This is a genomic window from Caballeronia sp. KNU42 (assembly GCF_053760385.1).
This window is the reverse complement of the sequence record NZ_CM132388.1, coordinates 3834752-3858363: the sequence shown is the minus strand read 5'-3', so window position 1 is coordinate 3858363 and position 23612 is coordinate 3834752. Positions and strand designations below refer to the sequence as shown.

The 23612-nt window shown below is 61.7% G+C and carries 26 protein-coding genes and 1 other RNA gene; 15 read left to right on the top strand and 12 right to left on the bottom strand.

The features are described 5' to 3' along the window. Nucleotides 1–6 precede the first annotated feature (6 nt). Nucleotides 7–393 carry an aspartate 1-decarboxylase gene (gene panD, locus ACSOSP_RS17280; RefSeq protein ID WP_455308540.1) on the top strand — a complete coding sequence of 129 codons (387 nt, stop codon included), beginning with the start codon at nucleotides 7–9 and terminating at the stop codon, nucleotides 391–393. A gap of 117 nt (nucleotides 394–510) precedes the next feature. Here panD and ACSOSP_RS17275 read toward each other — a convergent pair whose 3' ends face one another. Then, nucleotides 511–1137: a ParA family protein gene (locus tag ACSOSP_RS17275; protein ID WP_455308539.1), complete on the bottom strand. Its 627-nt coding sequence runs from the start codon at nucleotides 1135–1137 to the stop codon at nucleotides 511–513. 161 nt (nucleotides 1138–1298) lie between these two features. Between ACSOSP_RS17275 and ACSOSP_RS17270 the strand changes: the two genes are divergently transcribed. Continuing rightward, nucleotides 1299–1718, top strand: coding sequence for a PaaI family thioesterase (locus tag ACSOSP_RS17270; protein WP_455308538.1), 420 nt, complete (start codon nucleotides 1299–1301; stop codon nucleotides 1716–1718). Between the two features lie 112 nt (nucleotides 1719–1830). Here ACSOSP_RS17270 and ACSOSP_RS17265 read toward each other — a convergent pair whose 3' ends face one another. Next, nucleotides 1831–3321 carry a cobyric acid synthase gene (locus tag ACSOSP_RS17265; RefSeq protein ID WP_455311010.1) on the bottom strand — a complete coding sequence of 497 codons (1491 nt, stop codon included), beginning with the start codon at nucleotides 3319–3321 and terminating at the stop codon, nucleotides 1831–1833. Between the two features lie 76 nt (nucleotides 3322–3397). Here ACSOSP_RS17265 and cobU point away from each other — a divergent pair, with 76 nt between their 5' ends. From cobU to ACSOSP_RS17245, 4 genes are all read left to right on the top strand, one after another. Beyond that, on the top strand, nucleotides 3398–3946 hold the full coding sequence (cobU, locus tag ACSOSP_RS17260; RefSeq protein ID WP_455308537.1) for a bifunctional adenosylcobinamide kinase/adenosylcobinamide-phosphate guanylyltransferase: 549 nt from the start codon (nucleotides 3398–3400) through the stop codon (nucleotides 3944–3946). A 1-nt stretch (nucleotide 3947) separates the two neighbouring features. Beyond that, nucleotides 3948–4889, top strand: a complete 942-nt coding sequence (cbiB, locus tag ACSOSP_RS17255; protein ID WP_455308536.1) for an adenosylcobinamide-phosphate synthase CbiB — start codon at nucleotides 3948–3950, stop codon at nucleotides 4887–4889. After that, the gene (gene cobD / locus ACSOSP_RS17250; protein ID WP_455308535.1) at nucleotides 4882–5889 is read left to right on the top strand and encodes a threonine-phosphate decarboxylase CobD; all 1008 of its coding nucleotides are present in this window, start codon (nucleotides 4882–4884) and stop codon (nucleotides 5887–5889) included. Before cbiB ends, cobD begins: the two co-directional genes overlap by 8 nt. A 102-nt stretch (nucleotides 5890–5991) precedes the next feature. Further along, nucleotides 5992–6900 carry a cobalamin-binding protein gene (locus tag ACSOSP_RS17245; RefSeq protein WP_455308534.1) on the top strand — a complete coding sequence of 303 codons (909 nt, stop codon included), beginning with the start codon at nucleotides 5992–5994 and terminating at the stop codon, nucleotides 6898–6900. A 4-nt stretch (nucleotides 6901–6904) separates the two neighbouring features. Here ACSOSP_RS17245 and cobC read toward each other — a convergent pair whose 3' ends face one another. Genes cobC through ACSOSP_RS17220 form a run of 5 tightly spaced genes read right to left on the bottom strand, consistent with a single transcriptional unit; the run spans nucleotide 6905 to nucleotide 11075 of the window. After that, on the bottom strand, nucleotides 6905–7477 hold the full coding sequence (gene cobC, locus ACSOSP_RS17240) for an alpha-ribazole phosphatase family protein (protein ID WP_455308533.1): 573 nt from the start codon (nucleotides 7475–7477) through the stop codon (nucleotides 6905–6907). Next, nucleotides 7462–8223, bottom strand: coding sequence for an adenosylcobinamide-GDP ribazoletransferase (locus tag ACSOSP_RS17235; RefSeq protein WP_455311009.1), 762 nt, complete (start codon nucleotides 8221–8223; stop codon nucleotides 7462–7464). The genes cobC and ACSOSP_RS17235 overlap by 16 nt, the downstream gene beginning before the upstream one ends. 7 nt (nucleotides 8224–8230) lie before the next feature. Beyond that, nucleotides 8231–9280, bottom strand: coding sequence for a nicotinate-nucleotide--dimethylbenzimidazole phosphoribosyltransferase (gene cobT, locus ACSOSP_RS17230; protein ID WP_455308532.1), 1050 nt, complete (start codon nucleotides 9278–9280; stop codon nucleotides 8231–8233). Further along, nucleotides 9277–10086, bottom strand: a complete 810-nt coding sequence (locus ACSOSP_RS17225; RefSeq protein ID WP_455308531.1) for an ABC transporter ATP-binding protein — start codon at nucleotides 10084–10086, stop codon at nucleotides 9277–9279. Before ACSOSP_RS17225 ends, cobT begins: the two co-directional genes overlap by 4 nt. Next, nucleotides 10083–11075 carry a FecCD family ABC transporter permease gene (locus tag ACSOSP_RS17220; RefSeq protein ID WP_455308530.1) on the bottom strand — a complete coding sequence of 331 codons (993 nt, stop codon included), beginning with the start codon at nucleotides 11073–11075 and terminating at the stop codon, nucleotides 10083–10085. Before ACSOSP_RS17220 ends, ACSOSP_RS17225 begins: the two co-directional genes overlap by 4 nt. Nucleotides 11076–11767: 692 nt before the next feature. Here ACSOSP_RS17220 and ACSOSP_RS17215 point away from each other — a divergent pair. From ACSOSP_RS17215 to ACSOSP_RS17195, 5 genes are all read left to right on the top strand, one after another. Further along, nucleotides 11768–12151, top strand: coding sequence for an ATPase (locus ACSOSP_RS17215; RefSeq protein ID WP_455308529.1), 384 nt, complete (start codon nucleotides 11768–11770; stop codon nucleotides 12149–12151). Next, nucleotides 12148–12462: a cell division protein ZapA gene (locus ACSOSP_RS17210; RefSeq protein WP_455308528.1), complete on the top strand. Its 315-nt coding sequence runs from the start codon at nucleotides 12148–12150 to the stop codon at nucleotides 12460–12462. The genes ACSOSP_RS17215 and ACSOSP_RS17210 overlap by 4 nt, the downstream gene beginning before the upstream one ends. 206 nt (nucleotides 12463–12668) lie before the next feature. After that, nucleotides 12669–12850: non-coding RNA, 6S RNA (gene ssrS, locus ACSOSP_RS17205), on the top strand. Nucleotides 12851–13012: 162 nt separating this feature from the next. After that, complete coding sequence (locus ACSOSP_RS17200) at nucleotides 13013–13471, top strand: EVE domain-containing protein (protein ID WP_455308527.1); 459 nt, start codon at nucleotides 13013–13015, stop codon at nucleotides 13469–13471. Between the two features lie 84 nt (nucleotides 13472–13555). Further along, entirely contained in the window at nucleotides 13556–14281 is a 726-nt protein-coding gene (locus tag ACSOSP_RS17195) for an SIMPL domain-containing protein (RefSeq protein WP_455308526.1), read from the top strand. 78 nt (nucleotides 14282–14359) lie between these two features. Here the strand turns inward: ACSOSP_RS17195 and lgt are convergent, their stop codons facing one another. Together lgt and ACSOSP_RS17185 are read right to left on the bottom strand one after the other, a co-directional pair. Further along, the gene (gene lgt / locus ACSOSP_RS17190; protein WP_455308525.1) at nucleotides 14360–15265 is read right to left on the bottom strand and encodes a prolipoprotein diacylglyceryl transferase; all 906 of its coding nucleotides are present in this window, start codon (nucleotides 15263–15265) and stop codon (nucleotides 14360–14362) included. Nucleotides 15266–15286: 21 nt separating this feature from the next. Further along, nucleotides 15287–16234, bottom strand: a complete 948-nt coding sequence (locus ACSOSP_RS17185; RefSeq protein WP_455308524.1) for a LysR substrate-binding domain-containing protein — start codon at nucleotides 16232–16234, stop codon at nucleotides 15287–15289. A 106-nt stretch (nucleotides 16235–16340) separates the two neighbouring features. Here ACSOSP_RS17185 and ilvD point away from each other — a divergent pair, with 106 nt between their 5' ends. After that, entirely contained in the window at nucleotides 16341–18014 is a 1674-nt protein-coding gene (gene ilvD / locus ACSOSP_RS17180; protein ID WP_455308523.1) for a dihydroxy-acid dehydratase, read from the top strand. Between the two features lie 128 nt (nucleotides 18015–18142). On the opposite strand, the gene ACSOSP_RS17175 is transcribed toward ilvD, so the two are convergent. From ACSOSP_RS17175 to ACSOSP_RS17165, 3 genes are all read right to left on the bottom strand, one after another. After that, a complete protein-coding gene (locus ACSOSP_RS17175) occupies nucleotides 18143–18553 on the bottom strand; it encodes a DUF2486 family protein (protein ID WP_455308522.1) in 411 nt (136 codons plus the stop codon). A 146-nt stretch (nucleotides 18554–18699) separates the two neighbouring features. Beyond that, nucleotides 18700–19125: a DNA polymerase III subunit chi gene (locus tag ACSOSP_RS17170; RefSeq protein ID WP_455308521.1), complete on the bottom strand. Its 426-nt coding sequence runs from the start codon at nucleotides 19123–19125 to the stop codon at nucleotides 18700–18702. 37 nt (nucleotides 19126–19162) lie between these two features. Then, entirely contained in the window at nucleotides 19163–20674 is a 1512-nt protein-coding gene (locus tag ACSOSP_RS17165; protein WP_455308520.1) for a leucyl aminopeptidase, read from the bottom strand. 254 nt (nucleotides 20675–20928) lie between these two features. On the opposite strand from ACSOSP_RS17165, the gene lptF reads away from it, so the two are divergent. Genes lptF through ACSOSP_RS17150 form a run of 3 tightly spaced genes read left to right on the top strand, consistent with a single transcriptional unit; the run spans nucleotide 20929 to nucleotide 23590 of the window. Beyond that, entirely contained in the window at nucleotides 20929–22026 is a 1098-nt protein-coding gene (gene lptF / locus ACSOSP_RS17160; RefSeq protein ID WP_455308519.1) for an LPS export ABC transporter permease LptF, read from the top strand. A 4-nt stretch (nucleotides 22027–22030) separates the two neighbouring features. After that, nucleotides 22031–23179, top strand: coding sequence for an LPS export ABC transporter permease LptG (lptG, locus tag ACSOSP_RS17155; RefSeq protein ID WP_455308518.1), 1149 nt, complete (start codon nucleotides 22031–22033; stop codon nucleotides 23177–23179). A gap of 42 nt (nucleotides 23180–23221) precedes the next feature. Further along, entirely contained in the window at nucleotides 23222–23590 is a 369-nt protein-coding gene (locus tag ACSOSP_RS17150) for a sirohydrochlorin chelatase (protein ID WP_455308517.1), read from the top strand. The last annotated feature ends 22 nt before the right edge of the window (nucleotides 23591–23612 follow it).

Sequence of the window (23612 nt, the reverse complement as noted above, 5' to 3'; positions counted from 1 at the left end):
ATACGCATGCAGCGAACGCTTTTGAAATCGAAGATTCACCGCGCCACGGTCACGCATTGCGAATTGCATTACGAAGGCTCGTGCGCCATCGACGAGGACTTGCTGGAAGCCGCGAATCTGCTTGAAAACGAGCAGATCGACATCTGGAACGTGAATAACGGCGAGCGCCTGACGACCTACGCCATCAAGGGCGAGCGCGGCAGCGGCATGATTTCGCTGAATGGTTCGGCAGCCCGCCGGGCGCAACTGGGCGATCTGGTGATCATTGCAGCGTTCGCGCTGGTCGATGAGGCGGAACTGAAGGCGGGCTGGAAGCCGGATCTTGTGTTCGTCGATGAAAAGAACCGCATCAAGGGAAACCGCGACCACGTGCCGACGCAAAACTGGACCTGAATCCGGGTTTGGTCTGGTGCGAAAACGCAAAAAACGCCGGTTGGCTTTCGTTGAATTGAAGCCAACCGACGTTTTTTCATGGCTTTTATGGCTCGAACGGGCCGTCTACGCCTGCTCCTACTTCTTCGACACCCATTCAATAATCGGCTGCCACTGCTCGATATCTTTCTCCACCCGGCTTTTCGCGATGTCCCAGATAGTCAGCCCGTGCGCGGCGACTTGCACGTAGTTCTGCGTATCGCGGATAAAACCGAGCACCGGCAAGTCAAGCCCTTCCACGAACCGATGCAGCTGATCCGCTGATTTCGTCCGGGCATCCACCCGCATCCCCACCACGCCGACCTCGATCGTGCCCTTGCGTACCGCCTTCTCTTTCTGCAGGCGCTCAAGGAATTCCTGCGTGGCGAGGATATCGAACATGGACGGCTGGAGCGGCACGATTACCTTGTCCGCCAAGTCCAGCGCCAGCGCGAGACGAGTACCGTGAATCCCGGCAGGCGTGTCGACAACCGCCTTCTCCAGACCTTTCGGCGGCTTCGACGGCGCGTCGACGTTTGTCTTCCATTCTTCTATCTTCGGCAGCGTGTCCGGGCGCAAGCCCAGCCAGCCGTGGGCCGACTGCTGCTTGTCCAGGTCCGCGAGCGCGACCCACTCGCCGTTCGCCGCAAAATAACCCGCCAGATTCGTGGACAGCGTGCTCTTGCCCACGCCGCCCTTCGGATTCGCCACCACGATCACCGTCATAGGTTCAATCCACGCGTTGTCGGCCGCGCTCCACGCCGGACACACCCGGCGTGCTGTAAGCGCTGCATTAAGTGAAAACTTCGAGCCGTTGATACTATCGGATTTGCCAATTTCAATCCATGCGCGTCGACAACGCCGCGCAACTTCAAGGACTCCGCATCATGGCCACACTGCGCCCCGACATCACCCCTGACTCTCTGCGCGAACGCCAGCGCGGCTGCCTGCCGGAGCTGCTCGGCGTGGACGTCGTATCGCTGGAAAGCGGCACGCTCACCGGCAAATTGACCATCCGCCCCGAACTGCTCGCACCGAACGGCTTCCTGCATGCGGCGACGGTGATCGGTCTCGCCGACACGTGTTGCGGCTACGCTTGCATCGCTCACCTGCCCGAGGGTGCGAAGAATTTTACGACTGTCGAACTGAAGAGCAACCACGTGGGCACGGCCCGCGAGGGGGTCATCACGGCCAAGGCGACCGCTGTGCACCTGGGCCGCAGCACGCATGTATGGGACGCAATCGTGACGAACGGCGAGGGTAAAACCATCGCGTTATTTCGCTGCACGCAGATGATCTTGTATTGAGTTTTCACCGTGTAATCAGGGGCTTGAGCACGGGGCGAACGTGCGCCCGGCGGTCTCACCGGGGGTATGTGCCGCGGGTCGGACTGTTGACGTCGTTCGAGCCTGACCGCTTTCAGGCAAACATCGATCCGATGGCGTCAAGATCGAGCGCTTGCCCGAGCGTATCGGCGAGACGGTCCAGCGAAGCCTCCCGCAGCGCCGGGTAATCGAGCGTCGCGGCATCGCGCAGACCGGCCCATTCGAGCAGCGCTGCGCAAGCTTCGGGGGTATCGAAGATGCCGTGCAGATAGGTTGCGGCGATCTGGTTATCGGCGGAAATCGCACCGTCCGGACGCTCGCCTTCGAGCATTTCAAGCATCACGGCCGGCCGGGCGAGGGCTGCGCCCGTCGTGCGGCCCATGTGGATCTCGTAGCCCCGCACGGGCGCCGCGCCAGTGCCAGTGCTTAAGGTCAGCCGGCCGGTTACGTTGTCGAGCAGCTTGTCTGCCGTCAGCGTGGTGTCGAGATCGAGCAGGCCCAGGCCATTCACGCACCCTGCCGGCCCTTCGAACCCCTGCGGATCATCCACCGTACGGCCCAGCATCTGCATGCCGCCGCAAATGCCCAGCACCTTGCCGCCGTATCGGAGATGCCGTTCAATCGCCCGATCCCAGCCGTTTTCGCGCAGCCACGCCAGGTCGCGCTGCACGCTTTTCGAGCCCGGCAACACGATGAGATCGGCCGGCGGCGGCGCCGTCCCTGCGCGCACGTAGGAGAAATCGACCTGCGGGTGGGCGCGCAACGCATCGAAATCCGTGTGATTGCTGATGCGCGGCAACGCCGGCACGATGACTTTCAAACCCTCCGCGCCTTCTCCACGCGCGTGCAACTGGCTGGGCAACATGTCCTCGGCATCGAGCGTCAGGCCATGCAGATAAGGCACGACGCCCAGCACCGGCTTGCCGGTTTGCGCTTCAAGCCAGTCGAGACCGGGCTGCAAGAGGCTGATATCGCCACGAAAACGGTTGATCACGAAGCCGCGAATTCGCGCCCTTTCGGTCTCCGATAAACACGCCAACGTCCCCAGCAGGTGCGCGAACACGCCGCCACGATCGATATCCGCTACCAGCACCACCGGACAATCCACGCGCTCGGCAAACCCCATGTTGGCGATATCGCGATCCCGCAGGTTCACCTCCGCCGGGCTTCCCGCCCCTTCCACGATAATCGCGTCAAAACGCTGCCGAAGCCGGGCGTACGAGGCGAGCACAGCATCGAAGGCAATGGTTTTGTACGCGTGGTACGCGCGGGCATCGAGATTGGCATGTGCGTGACCGTGGATGATCACCTGCGCGCCGCGGTCGCTCGTCGGCTTGAGCAGCACGGGATTGAAGTCGATTTCCGCATCGACGCCCGCGGCGATGGCCTGCAGCGCCTGAGCGCGGCCGATCTCGCCACCGTCCACCGTCACCGCGCTGTTCAGCGCCATGTTCTGCGGCTTGAACGGCGCCACCCGCATGCCACCGCGCCGCGCGAGCCGGCACAGGCCCGCGACCAGCGTGCTCTTGCCGGCGTCGGAGGTCGTGCCCTGGATCATCAGCGTGCCGCGCGGTGCAAATTGCATGGGCGTTTCCGTGGTCATCGGTTCCATCGGTTATCCGGGAAGCCGCTATGGTAGCGCCCGCCGGTACAATATTGCGATGACTTCACCCGACCTCACCTTCATTCTCGGCGGCGCGCGCTCGGGCAAGAGCGCGTTTGCCGAACGGCTGGCCGCCGACAGCGGCTTGCCCGTTACGTACGTGGCGACCGCGCGTATTGGCGACGCCGAATTCGCCGCGCGCGTGGAGCAGCATCGCGAACGCCGGCCGGCGCATTGGGCGCTGGTCGAAGCGCCGCTCGATCTGGGCGGCGTGCTGCGCGAACTGGATCGCGAGGGTCATGTGGTGCTGATCGACTGCCTGACGTTGTGGCTTGCCAACCTGCTGTTCCCCGCCGATGGCTCGGGGTCTACCCCCCCGCCCGACGGGCCGCCGCTGCAAGCCTTCGCCGACTTCGACGCGGCGCTTTCAACCGTACGCGGCAAGGTAATCATAGTGAGCAACGAAATCGGCCTGGGCGTGGTGCCCATGGGATCGGTGACGCGCCTTTACGTCGATGAACTCGGCCGGCTCAACCAGCGCGTCGCCGCCGCGAGCACGCACGTGACCATGATGGTCGCCGGCCAGCCGCTCGTGCTCAAAGGCTGACATGCTGCTGCTCTCCTTCTACGTCACGGCGATGCTCGCCATTGCCGGCGTCGTGATCGACCGGATCTTCGGCGAACCGGCCACGCGCCATCCGCTGGTTGCGTTCGGTCGCCTTGCCACGCGTATCGAAGCAAAAATGAACACGGGTTTCCGGGCGCGGCCGGCGGGTATTCTCGCGTGGTTGCTGGCCGTCGTGCCGCCGGTGATCGTCAGCTGGATGCTCGTGAGCGTGCTGCCGTTCGGCGCCGCGTGCGCGGTGCATGTCGCGTTGCTGTGGTTCTCGCTCGGCGCCAAAAGCCTGAAAGACCACATCGCCCCGATCGCCCGCGCGCTCGGGCTTGGCGATCTTGCCACCGCGAGAAAGCTGACGGCGCGGATCGTCTCGCGCGACACGACCAACGCCGATGAAGCCGCGCTCTCCCGCGCCGCCGTGGAATCCGCGCTGGAAAACGGCAACGACGCTATTTTCGGCGCGTTGTTCTGGTTCGTGATCGCGGGTGGACCGGGCGCACTGATGTTTCGCCTCGCCAACACGCTTGATGCCATGTGGGGTTACCGCACGCCGCGTTACCTGCGCTTCGGCTGGGCCGCCGCCCGTTTCGACGATGTCCTGAACTTCGTGCCCGCGCGGCTCACGGCCGCCAGCTACGCCATGATGGGCGACACGCGCACGGCGTGGCGCTGCTGGCGCACGCAGGCGCCGCTGTGGGACAGTCCGAACGCGGGGCCGGTGATGGCGGCGGGCGCCGGAAGCCTGAACGTGTTGCTCGGCGGCCCGGCGATCTATCACGGCACGCTGGAAACGCGGCCTGTGCTCGGGTTTGGAATGACCGCCTCGCCGCGGCACGTGGTGGCCGCGCTGCGGCTGGTCGAACGTACTTTGCTGTTTTGGCTCGCAGTGCTGCTGGTACTGGCTTTCATGGGCGTGGGGCTTCATGGCTGATCCCATTCGGCATGGCGGGAATCTGCGGGAAGCTGCGCGTCGATACGGAATCGCGCTGGGCGACTGGCTGGATTTATCGACGGGGATCAATCCGCGGGCGTATCCGGTCCCGCCCTTGCCGATGGACGCATGGCGCCGATTGCCGGAAGACGCCGATGGTCTGGCCGAGCTGGCGGCGCGTCACTACGGAGCGCCAGGGGCGCTGCCTGTTGCCGGTAGCCAGGCGGCGATTCGTGCGTTGCCGGGCGTGTTGAGACGCGGCGTTGCTGCCGTTGCACCTTTGACGTACAGCGAATACAGGCCGGCGTTCGAACGCGCGGGGCATCGGATCGTGACGCTCGATGTTGCATCGGCCGATTTGAAGGACGACGTCGACCATGTAATCGTTGCGAATCCTAACAATCCTACGACCGAACTCGTCGCGCGTGACGTGTTGCTTCGATGGCGTGAGCAATTGGCGAAACGCGGCGGCACGCTGATCGTCGATGAAGCCTTCGCCGATGCCTACGGCGATGCGGCCATGTCGATGGCGTCGGAAAGTGGGCGCGAGGGCTTGGTCGTGCTGCGCTCGGTCGGCAAGTTTTATGGGCTGGCCGGGATTCGCGCGGGGTTTGTGCTCGCAGCGCCAGCCTTACGCGATGCCCTGTCAGAAGCGCTCGGTGCGTGGACAGTGAGCGGTCCGGCACGACACGCGGTGCAGGCCGCGTTCATTGACCTTTCATGGCAAGCAGAGACGCGCGCTACGCTAGCTCGCGATAGCGCAAGGCTGGCAGCGTTGATCCGTAATCAAGGTTTCGATCCCCGAGCGACACCGCTTTTTGTATGGTTCGAGACCGGCAAAGCAGCGGCGCTGCAGAACGCTTTGGCCACACGCGGAATCTGGACACGGCTCTTCGAGCACGGCGCATCGCCGAGTCTGCGGATTGGTTTGACGGGATCGGAAGAGGAATGGGCGCGGTTTGAGGAAGCGTTCAACGCCGCCGTGAAAGCGGCCCGCTGAACGATCGAGCGCCTCACGTCCTCAAACAAAAATGAGCGCTCGCGTATTCGTGCTTCTTACGCAGCGCTCGCAATGCATGACGCACCCGAACCAACACACCTCATGACTTTGCGCCACGTCCTCACGCTGACCTTTATCGCTGCGATTTTTGCATCGGCCCAAGCTCGGGCTGAAACCCTCACCGTCACCGACGACACCGGCGCCACCGTTACCCTCGCTTCGCCGGCACAGCGCATTGTTAGCTTGGCGCCCCACGTCACCGAACTCCTGTTCGCGGCGGGCGGCGGTGCGCGGGTTGTCGGCGCGGTCAGTTATAGCGATTACCCGCCGCAAGCGAAAAACATCCCGCGTGTCGGCGACAACAAATCGCTGGACCTCGAACGCATCGTCGCGATGAAACCCGACCTGATCGTTGTCTGGCGGCATGGCAATGCGATGCGGCAGATCGACCGGTTGCGCGAACTGCATGTACCGCTGTTTTTCAGCGAGCCGCACAGGCTGGACGATATCCCTGTCACCATCGATAAACTCGGCGTCCTGCTCGGGACATCGGCTGAAGCGAAGAAGGCGTCGGAGGCGTTCCGTCACGATATCGCCGGCTTGCGCACGCGCTATTCGAACCGTCCGCCGGTGAATGTGTTTTACCAAGTCTGGGACGACCCGCTGATGACGCTCAACGGGTCGCAAATTGTCAGCCAGGTGATCGATCTGTGCGGTGGCCACAACGTGTTTGCGGATCTGAAACCGCTGGTGCCCACCATCTCGACTGAAGCCGTACTCGCTGCCAATCCCGAGGCGATTGTGACGGCCACGCCCGGTGCGACAACTTCAGATCATGCGTTGCCGTCGCTGGATGCGTGGCGCAAGTGGCCTTCGGTACAAGCCGTCGCGCGCAACAATCTGTTCGGTATCGATGGCGACCTGATCAACCGGCCCACACCGCGCCTCGCGCTCGGTGCGGCTACATTGTGCGAAGACCTGGAAGTAGCCAGAACGCGGCGACCGAAGTAAAGCCTCAGGCGTTCCAGCGAACCAGCAACCATTCATTGCGCACGCGTTTCAACCAGACGATCGCGCCGAAATCCAGCGGCCATTGAATCGCGTTCGCACGCGGGACGCCGAGTAAATGGCCAGTCAAAACCCGAATGACGCCCGCATGCGTCACGGCGTGAATCGGGCCATCGGCGTTCGCGGTGCAAACGGAGTCTGCCCAACCGATCACCCGCGCGGCGAACTGCGCGACGCTCTCGCCGCCGTGCTCGCGGGCGTGTTCAAGATCCGCTGCCCAGGCATCGAGCATCGCGCGATCGAGGCCGTCCCATCGCTGCCCTTCCCACGCGCCAAAATCGAGTTCCTGCAAACGGGTATCGGCTTGGACAGGGCCGAGTGCTTCTGCCAGCAAGCAGCATCGGCTTAAGGGGCTTGTATGCCAGACGCCTTCAAACGTCGGCACTTTCAGCAGCCGCAATCGTTCTTCCAGCACGCGCGCGGAATCGGCAGCATCGCCTAGAAGCGGGACGTCGGTGCTGCCATAGCAAATCCCGGTGTCGATACCAACAGCCGGATGGCGAATCAGGACGAGATCCATCCGAGTCCAATCAGGTAGATTGCAAGTTCAAAAATCTGTTGCGCAAAGCCGAGGCAATCGCCGGTGTAGCCGCCAATGCGCTTCACGAAATAACGCCCCATGGCAAAACGCAACACGGCAAGCGCCACGATCATCACGCATCCAAGCCGCCAGTCGGGCCAGAAAAGCCACGGCAATCCAAACAAGGCAGCCAGCAGAAACGCGCTCGCGCTCATCTTCTGCGCGACCGGTTTCGCCTTGCCTTCGGCCCGTACGTAGTCGAGCGTGCAGAGATAGCTGATCGCAAACGTGCGGCTTGCCGCGTGCGCCGCGACGATCATCCACGCGGTACGCAACGGCAGCATGGTGGCCAATGTCTGCCACTTCAGCGCAAGCGCAACGATCAACGCAATGGCGCCGAATGCGCCGATCCGCGAGTCGTGCATGATGCGCAACGCATCCTCGCGGGTGTAGGCGCCGCCTAAGGCATCGGCGCAATCCGCGAGGCCATCTTCGTGAAATGCGCCGGTGACAAGCAACGTTGCCGCCATCGACAACAACACTGCAACCCCTGCCGAAAACACCTGCAGCGCGGCGAGATAAACGACCGCGCCGACCCCGCCGACCAGCGCACCGATCAACGGAAAATAGCGCGCCGCCGCATTCAGATAGTGCGCTTCGAAACCGACCCAACGCGGTACCGGCACGCGGGTGAAATACCCGAGTGCGGTAAAGAAGTAGCGGAGTTCTTGCGATGGCCGGTTCATATCGACATCACGCGGATTTGTCGGACACACCGGCGGATTCGAAGCTCGCCATTTCATTGATGAACGCCACCGCCGCGCGCAACAACGGCAATGCGAGCGCAGCGCCGGTGCCTTCGCCGAGACGCAATCCCAGTTGCAACAACGGCGCTGCATTGAGATGTTCCAGCATACGCCGATGCCCCGTCTCATCCGATGCATGCGCGAACACGCAGTAATCGAGCAGGGCCGGATTGAGCGCATGAGCCACGAGCAACGCCGACGTCACGATGAAACCATCGACCAGAATCGTCATGCGTGCTTCGGCCGCCGCGAGGAAGGCGCCTACGATCATCGCGATCTCAAAGCCGCCGAACGTGGCCAGCGTCTCGAGCGGATCAGTGGATGCCGCGTGTTTCTTTAAGGCAGCAGCAAGCACATCGCGCTTGTGGTTCAGGCCGGCGTCGTCGAGTCCGGTGCCACGTCCCACGCATGCATCGATCTCAACGTTGCAGAGCCGGCTCATCAGGCACGCCGCCGCGGATGTATTCGCGATCCCCATTTCGCCGAAGCCGATCACGTTGGTCCCGAGCGCCGCGTGAAAACGCACGCGCTCGGCACCACGCTCGATGGCTTGCCATACTTCGTCGCGCGTCATCGCCGGTTCGTGCGCGAAGTTGCGCGTGCCGCCGCGCCGGATCGCTGCATCGACAAACCTCGCCGCTGCGGGCGACGCGCTCGCCACACCCGCGTCCACCACTTCGAGCGTCATGCCCGCCGCCTTCGACAACGCATTGATCGCCGCCCCGCCCGCGATGAAATTCGCAACCATCTGCACGGTCACTTCCTGCGGGAACGGACTCACGCCTTCGGCCGCAATCCCGTGATCGCCGGCAAAAACAATGATCGCCGGCCGCTCGATACGCGGCCGCAACGTCCGTTGAATCAACCCGATCTGAAGCCCGAGCGATTCGAGCCGGCCGAGACTGCCGGGCGGTTTTGTCTTCGTATCGATGACATGTTGCAGCTCGGCCGCCATCGATCGATCGAGCGGTTCAGGACGGGGAAGTGTGTCGTTCATAGCGATGTGTAAGGTGAGGTTGAACGCATCACGGGCACGAGCGCCTCATGACCGTCCTGCTGAATCAGCGTAAGCGGATAACCGAACGCGGCGCCGGCACGCTCGGGCGTCAGGACATCGCGAACGGGGCCGGCATGCGCGTGGCCGGCGCCATCGAGCAGCAAAGCGTGCGTAGCGAAACGCCGGGCAAGGTTCAGATCGTGACACGAGAAAATCACGCTGCGTTGTTTCGATCGGACCCATCCGCTCAACGCTTCAAGGCAATCGATCTGATGATGCACGTCGAGATGCGCGAGCGGTTCATCGAGCAATAATAGCGGCGCGTCCTGGCACAAGGTCGCGGCCAGCGCCACGCGTTGACGTTCGCCGCCTGATAACGACAGGACATCGCGTGAAGCGAATTCGGCGAGGCCAAGCAGATCCAGCGCCGCATGCGCAGCCGCGCGGTCCGCATCGCTTTCCCATCCCCAGCCGGTCAGATGCGGAAAGCGATTCAGCATGACGGTCTCGAGAACGGTGGCGCTGAACGCATCGTGGGTGGCTTGCGGCATCAACGCGCGGCGGCGGGCGAGTTCGCTTGCGCCCCAGGCGCTCAACGCGCGTCCATCGAGTGAAATCGCATTCGATGCCGTCTTCGATACCCCCGCCATCGCCGCGATCAACGTCGTCTTGCCCGCACCGTTCGGACCGGCGATGCACCACATTTCGCCCGGCGCGAAGAACTGCGTGAGGTCCGAGACCAATACGCGAGCTGCTGCATGAGTACCCACACGCAACGTGAGTTGAGTGATCTGGAGTCCGTTCATGGCGCGCGCCTGAGGAGCATCCACAAGAACACCGGCACGCCGATCAGCGCGGTGATGACGCCCACCGGCAACTGCGCGGGCGCGATCACCGTGCGCGCGATCAGGTCCGCGCCCATCACAGCCAGTCCGCCAGCCAGCGCCGATGCAGGCAGCAGCATGCGCTGATCGTTGCCGAACGCGAGCCGCAACACATGCGGCACCACGAGCCCGATAAAACCGATGGTCCCGGCCGTCGTCACCGCAGCCGCTGCCGCCAGCGACGCAACCAGGTACACGCGCAGTCTCAACTGCACGACGCGCACGCCCAGCGCCTCGGCCGCTACATCGCCACGCAGCAACACGTTGAGCTGGGGCGCCGCCGGCACGATCGCGACCAGCGCGATCACCAAAGCGATCAACGCGGTCCATGGCATCGCGACGCCGTTCAGGTCACCGGTCAGCCAGAACACCATGCCGCGCAGACGGTTCTCGGGCGCGACAGCAAGCATAAGCGTGATCAACGCGCCCCACCCCGCCGCGATCACCGCACCGGTGAGCAGCAATCTCGGCGATGTGTCCTGCGGTTCGCCGCGCCACAACTCACGCCGGGCGAGGCCGAGCACAAGCAGTATCGACAAGAACGCGCCCGCGAACGCAGCAACGTCGACGCTCCACCACGACAGGGAGAACAGCATCGCGGCGAGCGCGAATGCGGCTGCACCACCCGATACGCCTAGCACATACGGTTCGGCGAGCGGATTGCGCAACAAGACCTGCAACAACCCGCCAGCCATGCCAAGCAGCGCTCCAGCGGCAAAGCCGCCGAGCGCGCGCGGCAAGCGCAGGCTGAGCACGATTTCATCGATCACGTCAGTCGACCGGGACACGAGCGCCTGCATCACCCGCACCGGCGACACGGCAATACTCCCCAGCGCCAGCGACGCCACGAACACAGCGAGCGCGGCGAAGCCAAGCCCGGTCCAGACCATGAAAGCGCGCTGGGCGCTCATGCGCTTAAGGTTCACTGCGGTTCACTGTGGCGGTCGGCAGGGCATGTTCGAGGCCCCGCGACGCGGCGTGTTGTACGAGTGCGCAAGCAAATGGTCCTTGTTGAAGAGGTTGTCCCGAGGTCATCGATAAGCGCTCCGCCCCATGATGGAACGATCCAACGGAATGCCGCTGAACGGATAGTACAGATCGTCGAAGCTTGAAGCACAGCGGATGAACGCCATTTCGAGTGGTGAAATGCGTCGGACGACGCGCACCAGGACCGGCTTGCAACTTGCGTTGGAGTCGCTTACCGTTGCGGGGACAGCGCAGGTTGGCTGGTCCGCGCGGCCTGCGCTCCCTGCTTCCTGCAGTACCGGCCCGCTTGCAAGAGCCCGCAGGCCCTAAGGTGCGGGAGTTTAAGAGCGGCACATCAAGCCGTCAAGAAAGCGCGGCAATGCAGGCGTACAGAGCGTCTTCGCCGTGGTTCGATTATTCGATTACCCCTGTTTTAAGGGCCTCCGCGCGATATTTCCACGAACGCTCGCACGCCTGAACGAATGGGAGAATGAGTCCGCATAAAACGTTTCCCCCTACAAATAAAGGGTCGCGCCCATGCTTTGAAGACCGACTGCTGTTACGTCTGGAAACGAACCAATTTTCTGAAGCGCCGGAGAAGCGCGCTAAAATGCGAGGTCTTAAGAGGACGCAGCACATGCTCAACGAACTCGAATCACTGTCACAGAATATCGGCCGGCTGATCAAGATCAGCGAACGCCATCATCAAGCTCACAACGCGTTGGCCCAGCAACTCGAACAGTTGCGCGCCGACTATGCCAACACGCAGGGCGAGCTCGCGGCCATGCGCGAAGAACGTGACGCGCTGGTGGCAGAGCGCGACTCGCTGTCGGCCAAGATCGACGACGCGCAGATTCGTCTCAACGTGATTCTCGAAAAATTGCCGCGTGCGAAAGCTGCACCGGAGCCGGACAACCAGCTTGCCCTTTTGCCTCCCGATGGCGGCATCGAACCGGATACCGCCGACTCGGCGCACGGTGCGTTGCATGAAGAATCACACCATCACGGAGAAAAGGCATGACGTCGAAGCAGATCGAGGTATCCATTCTCGGCGCGCCGTACCGGCTCGCATGTTCGCCGGAAACCGAAGGCGCTTTGCGCGAAGCGGTGGCCCGCGTTGACGCGGAAATGTCGAAAGTACGAAACGCAAGCAGCGTGCGCGGTACGGACCGGATCGCGGTAATGGCGGCGTTGTCGCTGGCGTCGGAATTGCTGAAGCTGCAAAACAGCGTGCGTCACGGCGAAGCATTCCCGGCCGAAGAAATTCGCCGCACCATGCATCAAATGAATGAGCAACTGGGCGTCGTGATTTCGCAATATGAAGCGCTGTAGTTGACGAAGTCGTTGCTGCAATGGCGAGCGCGTAGCATCGTGGAATTTGCTTTAAATGCTTGACGCGCTGGCTAATGTCCGGATGTTATTTTGTTGCCGGAGCGCTGGCACGATTCTATGTTTTGCAGCATTTAACAAATTCACCGGTCGTCATGAAGTTTTCCGGGATCATTGCTGCATCGTCTCGATGATTGGTGTAAAGTGACTGCTCCCTGCCTGGTTTGCCAAGGTCATATATTCCTTGAACCAATGCCATTGTGCACGGTTGTGGGACCTTGTAGCACTGGCGAGCGCGTCACTCTGTCTGATGAGCCCAAGGTGTTGCTTACTGCGACCAATCTTGAACCCAGGTTCAGGATGCCGGCCTAGCGGCTTGGGCGGGGACCCTTTTCAACAGCATGCGTATTTGCTTAATGCATGCTGGCAAGCGGTTAAGTTGACTGAATGGATTAACGGCGCTGGAGTTTCTCCGGCGCCGTTTTCTTTTGCATCGTGAATCCTGCATCGTGCATGCTTCTTTGCACGGCGCCTTTCTCCATGGAAGACATTCATGCACTACTGGCTGATGAAGTCGGAACCGAACGAAGCGAGCATCGACCATCTCGCTCACGCGCCGAAAAAAACCCTGCCGTGGACTGGCGTGCGTAACTACCAGGCGCGCAACTTCATGCGCGACGGCATGCAGATTGGCGACGGCGTGCTGTTCTATCACTCGAGCTGTCCTCAACCGGGAATCGCAGGCATTGCGAAGGTGTCGTCGGCGCCTTATCCCGATCCCACTCAATTCGATTTCACCAGCCATTACTACGATCCGAAGTCATCGCCGGAAAAACCGCGCTGGTTGCTCGTCGACGTCCACTTCGTGAAGAAGACGCCGCTCATTCCACTTGCCACGCTACGCGATCATGCAGAGCTTGCCGATATGCAAGTGCTCGCAAGAGGCAACCGGTTGTCGATCACGCCGGTCACCGAGGCGCAATGGCGCTTCATCACCAGTCACCTCTTGTAACCTCGTTGAAGGGAACTTCGCGTGCATGAGAAGCGCCTAAGCTTCGCGTCACATGACGCGCACTCATGCTTACGGAGTTAGACGATGACAAAGAAAAACACCACTTCCATACTGGCAGCCGCTGTGCTGCTTGCAGGCGCTGTCATGGCACAGAACGCCTTCGCGCAAAACGTCGTTCAGGCCCAGCCGTCGGGCGTGTTGTCGCTTGCAGCCCAGGCGAGCGCCGACGTGCCGCAAGACGTGGTCGACATCACGCTGTTCTATGAGCAGGAAGCGCAGGACCCGGCCTCGTTGACATCGGTGCTCAATCAGCGCGCGGACGCGGCGCTCCGCCAGGCGAAGGGTGTCGAAAACGTCACGGCGCACAGTGGTTCGTTCACCGTCTACCCGTCTACGGATCGCGATGGCCGCATCTCCGCATGGCGCGGCCGCACGGAAGTCGTACTCGAGTCGAAGGACTTCGCGGCGGCGTCCAAACTGGCGGGCAAGATGAGCGATACGATGCAAGTGGGCAGCGTGACGTTCTCGCTCTCGCCGGAAGCGCAGCGTGCAGCGGAACAGAAACTGTCGACGCAGGCCATTGCTTCGTTCAAGCAACAGGCACAGAGTTCGGCACAGGCGTTCGGTTATAGCGGTTATGCGATCCGCGAGGTGAACATCGGCCATAACGGGTCGTCGCCGCGTCCGGTCATGATGATGGCCGCACGCAGCATGGGCGCAGATGCAAAAATGTCGGCGCCCATGGCGCTTGAAGGGGGAACGTCGACCGTGACCGTGAACGTATCGGGTTCAGTGCAGATGAACCGATAGACACTCAAGTCTCGCGGTACAGAAAAGCCTCGCTACGCGAGGCTTTTTCATGGCATTTGCTTGCTGCTTGTCTCTCGTTCAGGAGAGCTTTGCAGACTCCGAAGGCACCGCGCGCCCACGTCGATACGACCAGATGAGCAAGCCAATTCCGCCGATGATCATAGGCAGCGAAAGCCATTGGCCCATCGACAGGTTCATGGCCAGCAGGCCGAGATAATCATCCGGTTCACGCGCGAATTCAACCGTGAAACGCGCGATGCCATAACCAATCAGAAACACCGCCGAAATCGCGCCGACCGGCCGCTGCTTGCGCGACATCAGCCACATCACGATAAACAATGCGAAGCCTTCCAGCGCGATCTCGTACAACTGCGACGGATGGCGCGGCAGCATCTGGTAACGCTCGAAAATTTCGTTCAGGTTCCACTGCGCGGCCTGTTGCGGATGGTTGCGCAGCCAGATGGCGTCATCGGGGGATGCGTTCTGGAACAGCATGGCCCACGGCGCATTCGGATTGGTCACCCGACCCCACAACTCGCCGTTGATGAAGTTACCAAAGCGGCCGGCCGCCAGTCCGAGCGGGACCAGCGGCGCGACGAAATCGGTGACTTGCAGCCAGGTCCGCTTTCGTTGCCACGCGAACACGACCATGGCGATCGTCACGCCGATCATGCCGCCGTGGAAGGACATGCCGCCTTCCCAGACCTTGAAGATATCGAGCGGATTCGCGAAGTAGAAACTCGACTTGTAGAACAGCACATAGCCAAGCCGGCCGCCCAGGATGGTGCCGAGCACCCCGTAGAACAGGATGTCGTCGATATCCTTCGTCGTCCACCCTTGCGCCGCGACGTAAGGCAAACGTAGCCGCAAGCGACCGATGACAATGCACTGGACGAACGCCAGCAAATACATGAGGCCATACCAGCGCACAGCGAGCGGACCTAGATGAAGCGCGATGGGATCGAAATTCGGGTGAATGAGCATGTTTCTATTTACGTGTTGGAGTCACGGCAACGCAGGCACGGTAGCCGCATGAGCGCGCACTATATCGATAAAACCGGCGAGCACCGGGCTGACCTCCGCCGCGCGCCACACGAGTCCGGTCTCGACAACCGGACCCGATTCGAGCAACGGACGATACACCACTCCGGTCCTGCGCAGATGTCGCAGCGATTGCGGCACGAGCGCGACACCCATGCCAGCCGACACCAGGCTGACGATGGTCTGCATTTGAATTGCCTCCTGCCCGACGCGCGGCATCAGGCCGGCCGCGCCGTAGCAACCCATAATCATGTCATAGAAACCGGGCGCGAGACGCCGCGGAAAGACGACGAGCGGGGCATCGGCGAGCTGGTGAAGGCTGACCGGCGTCTCGGACCACTCTTCGCCGCCCTGCCCGAGCTCAGCGGCGGCATCGCTGGACATGGCGATGACCAACGGCTCGCGCGCAATCGGCAAATACGACAGCGCCACCGCGTGGCGCGGCGGAAGCGGCGGAATGACGAGCCCGGCGTCTATGCGGCCCGCCACCAGCTCTTCCACCTGGACGTCGCTGGTCGCTTCGACGAGCTGTAGCCGCACGCCAGGAAAACGGGCGCCGAAATCGCGCAGCAGCAGCGGCAGCAGGCCGTAATCTGCGGTGGAAACGAATGCCAGCGACAGAACCCCCGCCTCGCCCCGCGCAAGCGACTGGGCGAGCGGTCTTAACGCATCGGCGCCTGCGAGCAGCCGCCGCACTTCCGGCAGCAGGTCCTTGCCCACGGGCGTCAGCTCGACGGAACGCTTGGTCCGCACGAACAGTGCCACGCCGAGCATGTCCTCCAGCGCCCGGATAGCCTGCGACAACGGCGGCTGCGTCATGGCGAGCCGTCCAGCGGCCCGCCCGAAGTGCATTTCTTCGGCAACCGTCACAAAATACCGCAACAACCTGAGTTCGATGTTCCGCGCTTCCACTGATATCTTCCGCGACTTAATAGACCCTGAATAATATATTGGACACGCGTTCGTACAAGCTTCATCCTTTCGCGACCAGACAATAAAATCCTCAAGGAGCCCCCACATGGCCTTCAATCGCCGCTCGAAAAACATCACGCAAGGCATCGCGCGTTCCCCGAACCGCTCGATGTATTACGCCCTTGGCTACAAGGAAGAAGACTTCGACAAGCCGATGATCGGCATCGCCAACGGTCATTCCACCATCACGCCGTGCAACTCGGGCCTGCAAAAGCTGGCGGACGCCGCCGTCGAATCGATCCGCAAATCGGACGCGAATCCGCAGACCTTCGGTACGCCAACCATTTCGGACGGCATGTCGATGGGCACCGAAGGCATGAAGTACTCGCTCGTGTCCCGCGAAGTGATCGCCGACTGTATTGAAACGGCCGTGCAAGGCCAGTGGATGGACGGCGTTGTCGTGATCGGCGGCTGCGACAAGAACATGCCGGGCGGCATGATCGGCCTCGCACGCATGAACGTGCCGGGCATCTATGTGTATGGCGGCACGATCCGTCCGGGCAACTGGAAGGGCGTGGATTTGACCATCGTGTCGTCGTTTGAAGCAGTGGGTGAATTCTCGGCCGGGCGGATGTCGAAGGAAGATTTCGACGGCATCGAGAAAAACGCGTGCCCGTCGAGCGGTTCGTGCGGCGGCATGTACACGGCCAACACCATGAGCTCGTCGTTCGAGGCGCTCGGCATGTCGCTGATGTATTCATCGACCATGGCGAACCCGGACCAGGAAAAAGTCGATTCCTCGGCGGAATCCGCGCGTGTGCTGGTCGAAGCGGTCAAAGCCGATCTCAAGCCGCGCGACATCATCACGAAGAAATCGATTGAAAACGCGGTCGCACTGATCATGGCGACCGGCGGCTCGACCAATGCCGTGCTGCACTACCTGGCTATCGCCCATGCGGCCGAAGTGGAATGGAGCATCGATGACTTCGAGCGCATGCGCAAGAAAGTGCCGGTGATCTGCAACTTGAAGCCGTCGGGCCAGTACGTGGCGACCGACCTGCACAAGGCCGGCGGCATTCCGCAAGTGCTGAAGATCTTGCTCGACGCGGGCATGCTGCACGGCGATTGCATCACGATCACGGGCAAGACCATCGCGGAAGAACTGAAGGACGTGCCGTCGAAGCCGCGCGCTGACCAGGACGTGATTTTCCCGATCGACAAGGCGCTCTACGACGAAGGCCACCTCGCGATCCTGAAGGGCAATCTGGCGCCGGACGGCGCCGTGGCGAAGATCACCGGCCTGAAGAATCCGGTCATTACCGGACCGGCTCGCGTGTTCGAGGACGAGCAAAGCGCGATGACCGCGATTGTCGCGGGTCAGATCAAGGCGGGCGATATCGTCGTGCTGCGCTATCTCGGCCCGAAGGGCGGTCCGGGCATGCCGGAAATGCTGGCGCCTACGTCAGCAATCATCGGCCAGGGGCTGGGTGAATCCGTGGGCCTGATTACCGATGGCCGTTTCTCCGGCGGCACGTGGGGCATGGTGGTCGGTCACGTAGCGCCGGAAGCTTATGCGGGCGGCACGATTGCGTTCATCAAGGAAGGGGATTCGATCACCATCGACGCCCACAAGCTGCTGTTGCAACTGAACGTGGATGACGCCGAGATCGAGCGCCGTCGTGGGGAATGGAAGCAGCCTGCGCCGCGTTATACGCGCGGCGTGCTGGCCAAGTATGCTGCGCTTGCTCAGCCTGCTAATAAGGGCGCGGTAACGGGTTGATTGCAGGCAGTTTTTTCGCTTGGCGCCAGTAGACACCGTTTCAGGTTCTGCCGGCGCTAAGCGGAGAATCAATGCCTGATTAATGCTGCACTGGGGCCACGCTCGGCTCCAGCGGCGATCTCTTCTTACTAACGCCCTCGCCGCTCCAGCTCATCGGCCACCGCCTCGCGCACCCATTGCGTCAACTCCGTTTCCAGCGCCAACGCAACCTCCCGCGTAATCTGGCTGACCAGCCAGTTGGAATGCTCCTGCAACGACTCCCTGCAACGTTCCTCGATTAACGCCCGTCCATCGCCGGTTAAAAAGTGCGTGAAGCGCCCGCGCAGCCTGTCTGCGATGACATCGGCGTCACGATCTGTTCCGTGTTTAAGCTCTTCGTGCGATGGCACTGCCGCAGGAGATAACACCGGCTCCGGCGCACGCGGTGCAACACGGGCACGGTCCGGCCGGCCTGGTGCGATGACATCGGTCAGCACAGGAATGGATGAATCGAAATTTTCGGGTGTTTCAGCCGTATCGGGCGCGGTGGTGATGGGCACGAGTGGACTCCGTCTCTTGTTGGCAGGCTGCTGACAACCTGATAGCAACCTGATGGCAGGTTGACTGCGGGCTAACGGCGGGCATTTTTCCGATCATACCGCGTGGCCGCTGCCCGTCGCTATGGAGACAGCGACTGAGCGTGGCTTCACTCGCCTTGCTTGTAGTTGTTGAGCACGTAGCCCCGATCGCGATAGAAACGATACCGCTCGCGCCCAGCCACGAGTTCCTGCTCCTCGTTGCCGACCACTTCCAGCAGCCGCTCAAACCGCGCGAACTGCGGCGGTACCGTTGCACCAAGATTCACCAGGATCTGATGCCTTTGATCCAGCACCAGCGCTTCCAGCGACGCCGTCAGCAACACCGGCGTGTCAGCCGCCAGCGCGCTGTCAGCCATGCAATGCGGTACGAACTCGAGCGGCTTGAACGTCCACAATTGCTCGTCGAACTGTTTCAACCGCTCGGGCTCGGCCAGCACGATCAACGGCTGGCCGCTCAGGTAGGCCTTGCGCACGAGGCGGCAGGCGTACGCGATCGAATCCCCCACATTCGAATGGAAATCGATCCGCGTCATACCTGCCTCTCCCTGCTTACGCTTGGTTCAACCACGCTCATTGGCCCGCGCGATCGACCAGGAACTGCGTGAGCAAGGGTACCGGACGCCCGGTTGCGCCCTTCGCCGCGCCGCTTTTCCACGCCGTACCCGCGATATCGAGGTGAGCCCACGGATAGTTCTGCGCGAACCGCGACAGGAAACACGCGGCGGTAATCGCGCCGCCCGGCCGTCCGCCGATGTTCGCAACATCGGCGAAATTCGACTTCAGCAGGTCCTGGTATTCGTCGTCGAGCGGCATGCGCCAGGTCGGATCGATAGCTTCCTTCGATGCGTCCAGCAACTCGCCCGCCAGGGCGTCGTCCTTCGAGAACAGACCCGTGTTGTGATGGCCGAGCGCCACGACGCACGCGCCTGTGAGCGTGGCGATATCGATAACTGCCGCGGGCTTGAAGCGTTCCACGTAGGTCAGCGCGTCGCAGAGAATCAGGCGGCCTTCCGCGTCCGTATTCAGCACTTCGATGGTCGTACCCGACATCGACGTGACAATGTCGCCCGGCTTCACCGCATTGCCGGCCGGCATATTCTCGCAGGTCGGCACCACGCCGATCACGTTGAGCTTCAGCCCCATTTCCGCGATCGCGCGCATGGTGCCGAACACGGAACCGGCGCCGAGCATGTCGTACTTCATCTCGTCCATGCCCTCGCCCGGCTTGATCGAGATGCCGCCGGTGTCGAACGTAATGCCCTTGCCGACCAGCACGACGGGCGCCGCCTTCGCGCCCGCGCCCTGGTGATGCATCACGATGAACGCAGGCGGTTCAATTGAGCCTTTCGCGACCGACAGGAACGACCCCATGCCCAGCGCTTCGATCTGCTTCTGGCCGAGCACTTCCACCTTCAGCTTGAATTCCTTGCCGAGTTTTTTCGCGGTATGGCCGAGATACGTGGGCGTACACACGTTCGGCGGCAGGTTGCCGAGATCGCGCGTCAGGTCCATGCCGTTGGCGAGCGCGGTTGCATGTTTCACTGCAAGCTTCGCCGCTTTGTCGTCGTCGGCGTCGATGCTGAACACCACTTTCTTCAGCGCGCGATCGCCGTTTTCCGGCTTGCTTTTCATCTGCGTGAACTTGTAGGTCAGCTCGCGCAGCGCGAGGATGGCGCTGCGCACGCCCCAGTCGCTGGTGCGCTCCGGCACCGGCAGCTGGGCCAGCGTGAACGCCACGTTCGCGATCTTCGTGGCGAGCAGCGCCCGCCATGCGGCGCGCGCGGCTTCCGCGTAAGTCTTCTGGTTGAAACCGTCCTGCTTGCCAAGGCCGACCAGCAGGATGCGCGACGCGCCAATCCCCGTCACTTCGGTCAGCATCAGCGTAGAACCGGCCTTGCCGCTCATGTCGCCGGCCTTCACCGTGCGCGTGAGCAGTCCCTTGGTCACCAAATCCATCTCGCGGGCTGCGCCCGTCAACGTCTGCGCTTCGAACACTCCGAGCACCACTACATCGGCCTTTCCGTTAAGGAAACCATTTGCCGAGCCTTTGCTCCAATCACAGGCTTTTATGCTAAAGTCCATCGCGCTTATCCTCGGATAAAATCTGGGCTGAAGGATGAAAGCCGCAATTATCCGCTATTTTTTTCCGAGGCGGTCGCGGGCAGCGATACGCGGATTGAATGTCTCGCTCATGACTCGTTCGTGACTCGTTCAATCGGCACGTTTGTCATGGCGTGCGGTCCAAACGCGGATCCAAGCGCGGATCCAAACGGCGGACCCCACATAATCCAACCGCCAATCCAACCGCCTCGCCGCCGGTTTCCACCTGACAATCAATGATCTTCGAACGCTCCCTTCAGCGTGAACTCGCGTATACGGCTGGCGCCGTATTCATGGTTCTGCTCACGATCATGCTGACCACGATGATGATCCGCATCGTCGGCTTCGCGGCATCGGGGCAAGTCGATCCGCGCGACGTCGTCGTGCTGATCGGGCTTACCGTTATCGGCTATCTCGCCGTGATCATGATCGTGACCCTGTTCGTGTCCATCCTCTTCGTGCTGACGCGCTGGTATCGCGACTCGGAAATGGTGGTGTGGCTCGCGTCAGGCATCAGCCAGACTGCGCTGATCAAGCCGATCGCGCTCTTCTCCACGCCCATCATCATTGCCATCGTATTTTTCGCGTTCGTGGTCTGGCCCTGGTCGAATCTGCAAAGCAAGCTGATCAAGGCGCGGTTCCAGCAACGCGACGAAGTCTCGCTGCTCGCGCCTGGGCAGTTCCGCGAATCGCAGACCAGCCACCGCGTGTTTTTTATCGAAAAGATGTCGCCGGATCAGGGGCACGTGCAGAACGTGTTCGTGACAAGCACGGAAGGCGGCAAGGTCAACGTGGTGGTATCGAAGAACGGTCATACTGAAACGCACGCCAATGGCGATCGTTTCGTGGTGCTGGAAAACGGCCGGCGTTATGACGGCATCCCGGGCCAGCCAAACTTCCGGATCATGGAATTCGAGCGCTACGGCGTGAAGATCCAAAGCCAGCAATTCGTGAACACGCCCACCACGACCGGCATGTACACGAATGAATTGCTGGCCAATCCCACTCGCGAGAACCTTGCCGAAATTGCGTGGCGCGCGGGTCTGCCGCTGATCGCGATCAACCTGATGCTGCTTGCCATTCCGCTGTCTTATCAGAATCCGCGACGCAGTCGCACAATCAATCTCGTGATGGCAGTGCTGATCTACCTGACATATTCCAACCTGCTGAACGTGGTGCAGTCGTGGATCGAGCAAGGCCGGGTGTCGTTCGTCGTCGGGCTCGTGGGACTGCACATACTCGTCTCGATCATGGTTGCGGTCATCTTCTGGATGCGCATACGCAATCGTCCGCTCTTCAAGCTGTCGGCGTTCACCCGCTCGAAAGGGGCCTGACGCGATGCGCATTTACGAACGGTATTTCGCACGCCAGATCTATCTCGCGTTCATCTTCATCCTGTTTGCGTTCTCGGGCCTGTTCTTCTTCTTTGACCTGATCAATGAGCTGAATACGGTCGGCCACGGCAACTACAAGTTCGGGCTCGCCGTGCTGCGGGTGGCCTTGCAGACACCCTCGCGCTTCTACGAAATCATTCCGGTCGCAGCGTTGATCGCGGCCATCTATGTGTTCGCGCAAATGGCAGCCGCGTCGGAGTTCACCATTTTCCGCGTGTCCGGATTGTCTACGGGCAAGGCGTTGCGCTCGCTGCTCAAGATCGGCATACCCATGGTGTTCCTCACGTATGTGATCGGCGAAGTGGTCGGCCCCTACTCCGACCAGCTCTCCGAGAAAGTACGGCTCGAGGCGCTGGGGTCATCGGTGTCCATGAACTTCGAATCGGGCGTCTGGGTGAAAGACACGCTGACCGCGCGCGCGGACGGCGAACAGGTCACCCGCTTTGTGAACGTGGGCACGCTGAATCCGGATACGACCATTGCAAACGTGCGCATCTACGAATTCGATTCGCTGTTCCGGCTGACAAATGTGCGGATTGCGAAGAGCGGTGTGTTCGAGCCGCCGGGCCACTGGAAGCTCACCGACGTGACCGATACGGAACTCGTCGACGCGCCGCCGCAAGCGGTGAATCCTGGTGATGCGCTTAACCCCGTTTATCGCGCGAAACAGATCACCGTTCCCGAGTACTCGCTGCGCTCCGAGCTCACGCCGCAGATTTTGTCGGTGCTGCTGGTGTCGCCGGACCGGATGTCGATGTTCAACCTGTTCCGCTACATCCAGCATTTGACGGAAAATCATCAGGACACGCAGCGTTACCAGATCGCGTTCTGGCGCAAGATCCTGTACCCGCTCGCGGTGCTCGTGATGCTGGTGCTGTCGCTGCCATTTGCTTACCTGCATACCCGTGCCGGCGTGGTCGGTGTGAAGGTGTTCGGCGGCATCATGATCGGTATGAGCTTCCAGCTGGTCAACACGCTGTTCTCACACATTGGTACGCTGAACACGTGGCCCGCGCCATTGACAGCCGCGGCGCCGGCGCTGGCGTATCTGGTCGTGGGCTTGATCGGGTTGCGGTGGGTGGACCGGCATTAGGGGCTTTAGGCGCCAGGGCTTTAGAAACAAGCGGAGAACGCGATGAGCAAGCACGGCATGATCTTGTTCGGCCACGGCGCACGCGATCCACGCTGGGCCGAGCCTTTCGAACGGCTCGCCACGAAGCTGCGGACGATGCGCCCTGAGCCGGTATCGCTGGCGTTTCTCGAACTGATGACACCTGATTTGCCTACAGCGATCGAACGCCTGGCGGCGGATGGGTGCGATGCGCTCACCGTCGTGCCCGTGTTCTTCGGCCAGGGCGGCCATATACGACGCGACCTGCCTGAATTGCTGGATCGATGCCGGGTGATGTTTCCATCGCTAAGCATCCACTGCGCAACAGCGGTCGGTGAAGACGACTCGGTGCTGGATGCGGTCGCGCAATATTGCATTCGGCAGATTGAATAGGCCGGACTGCCTTTCCCGCCAC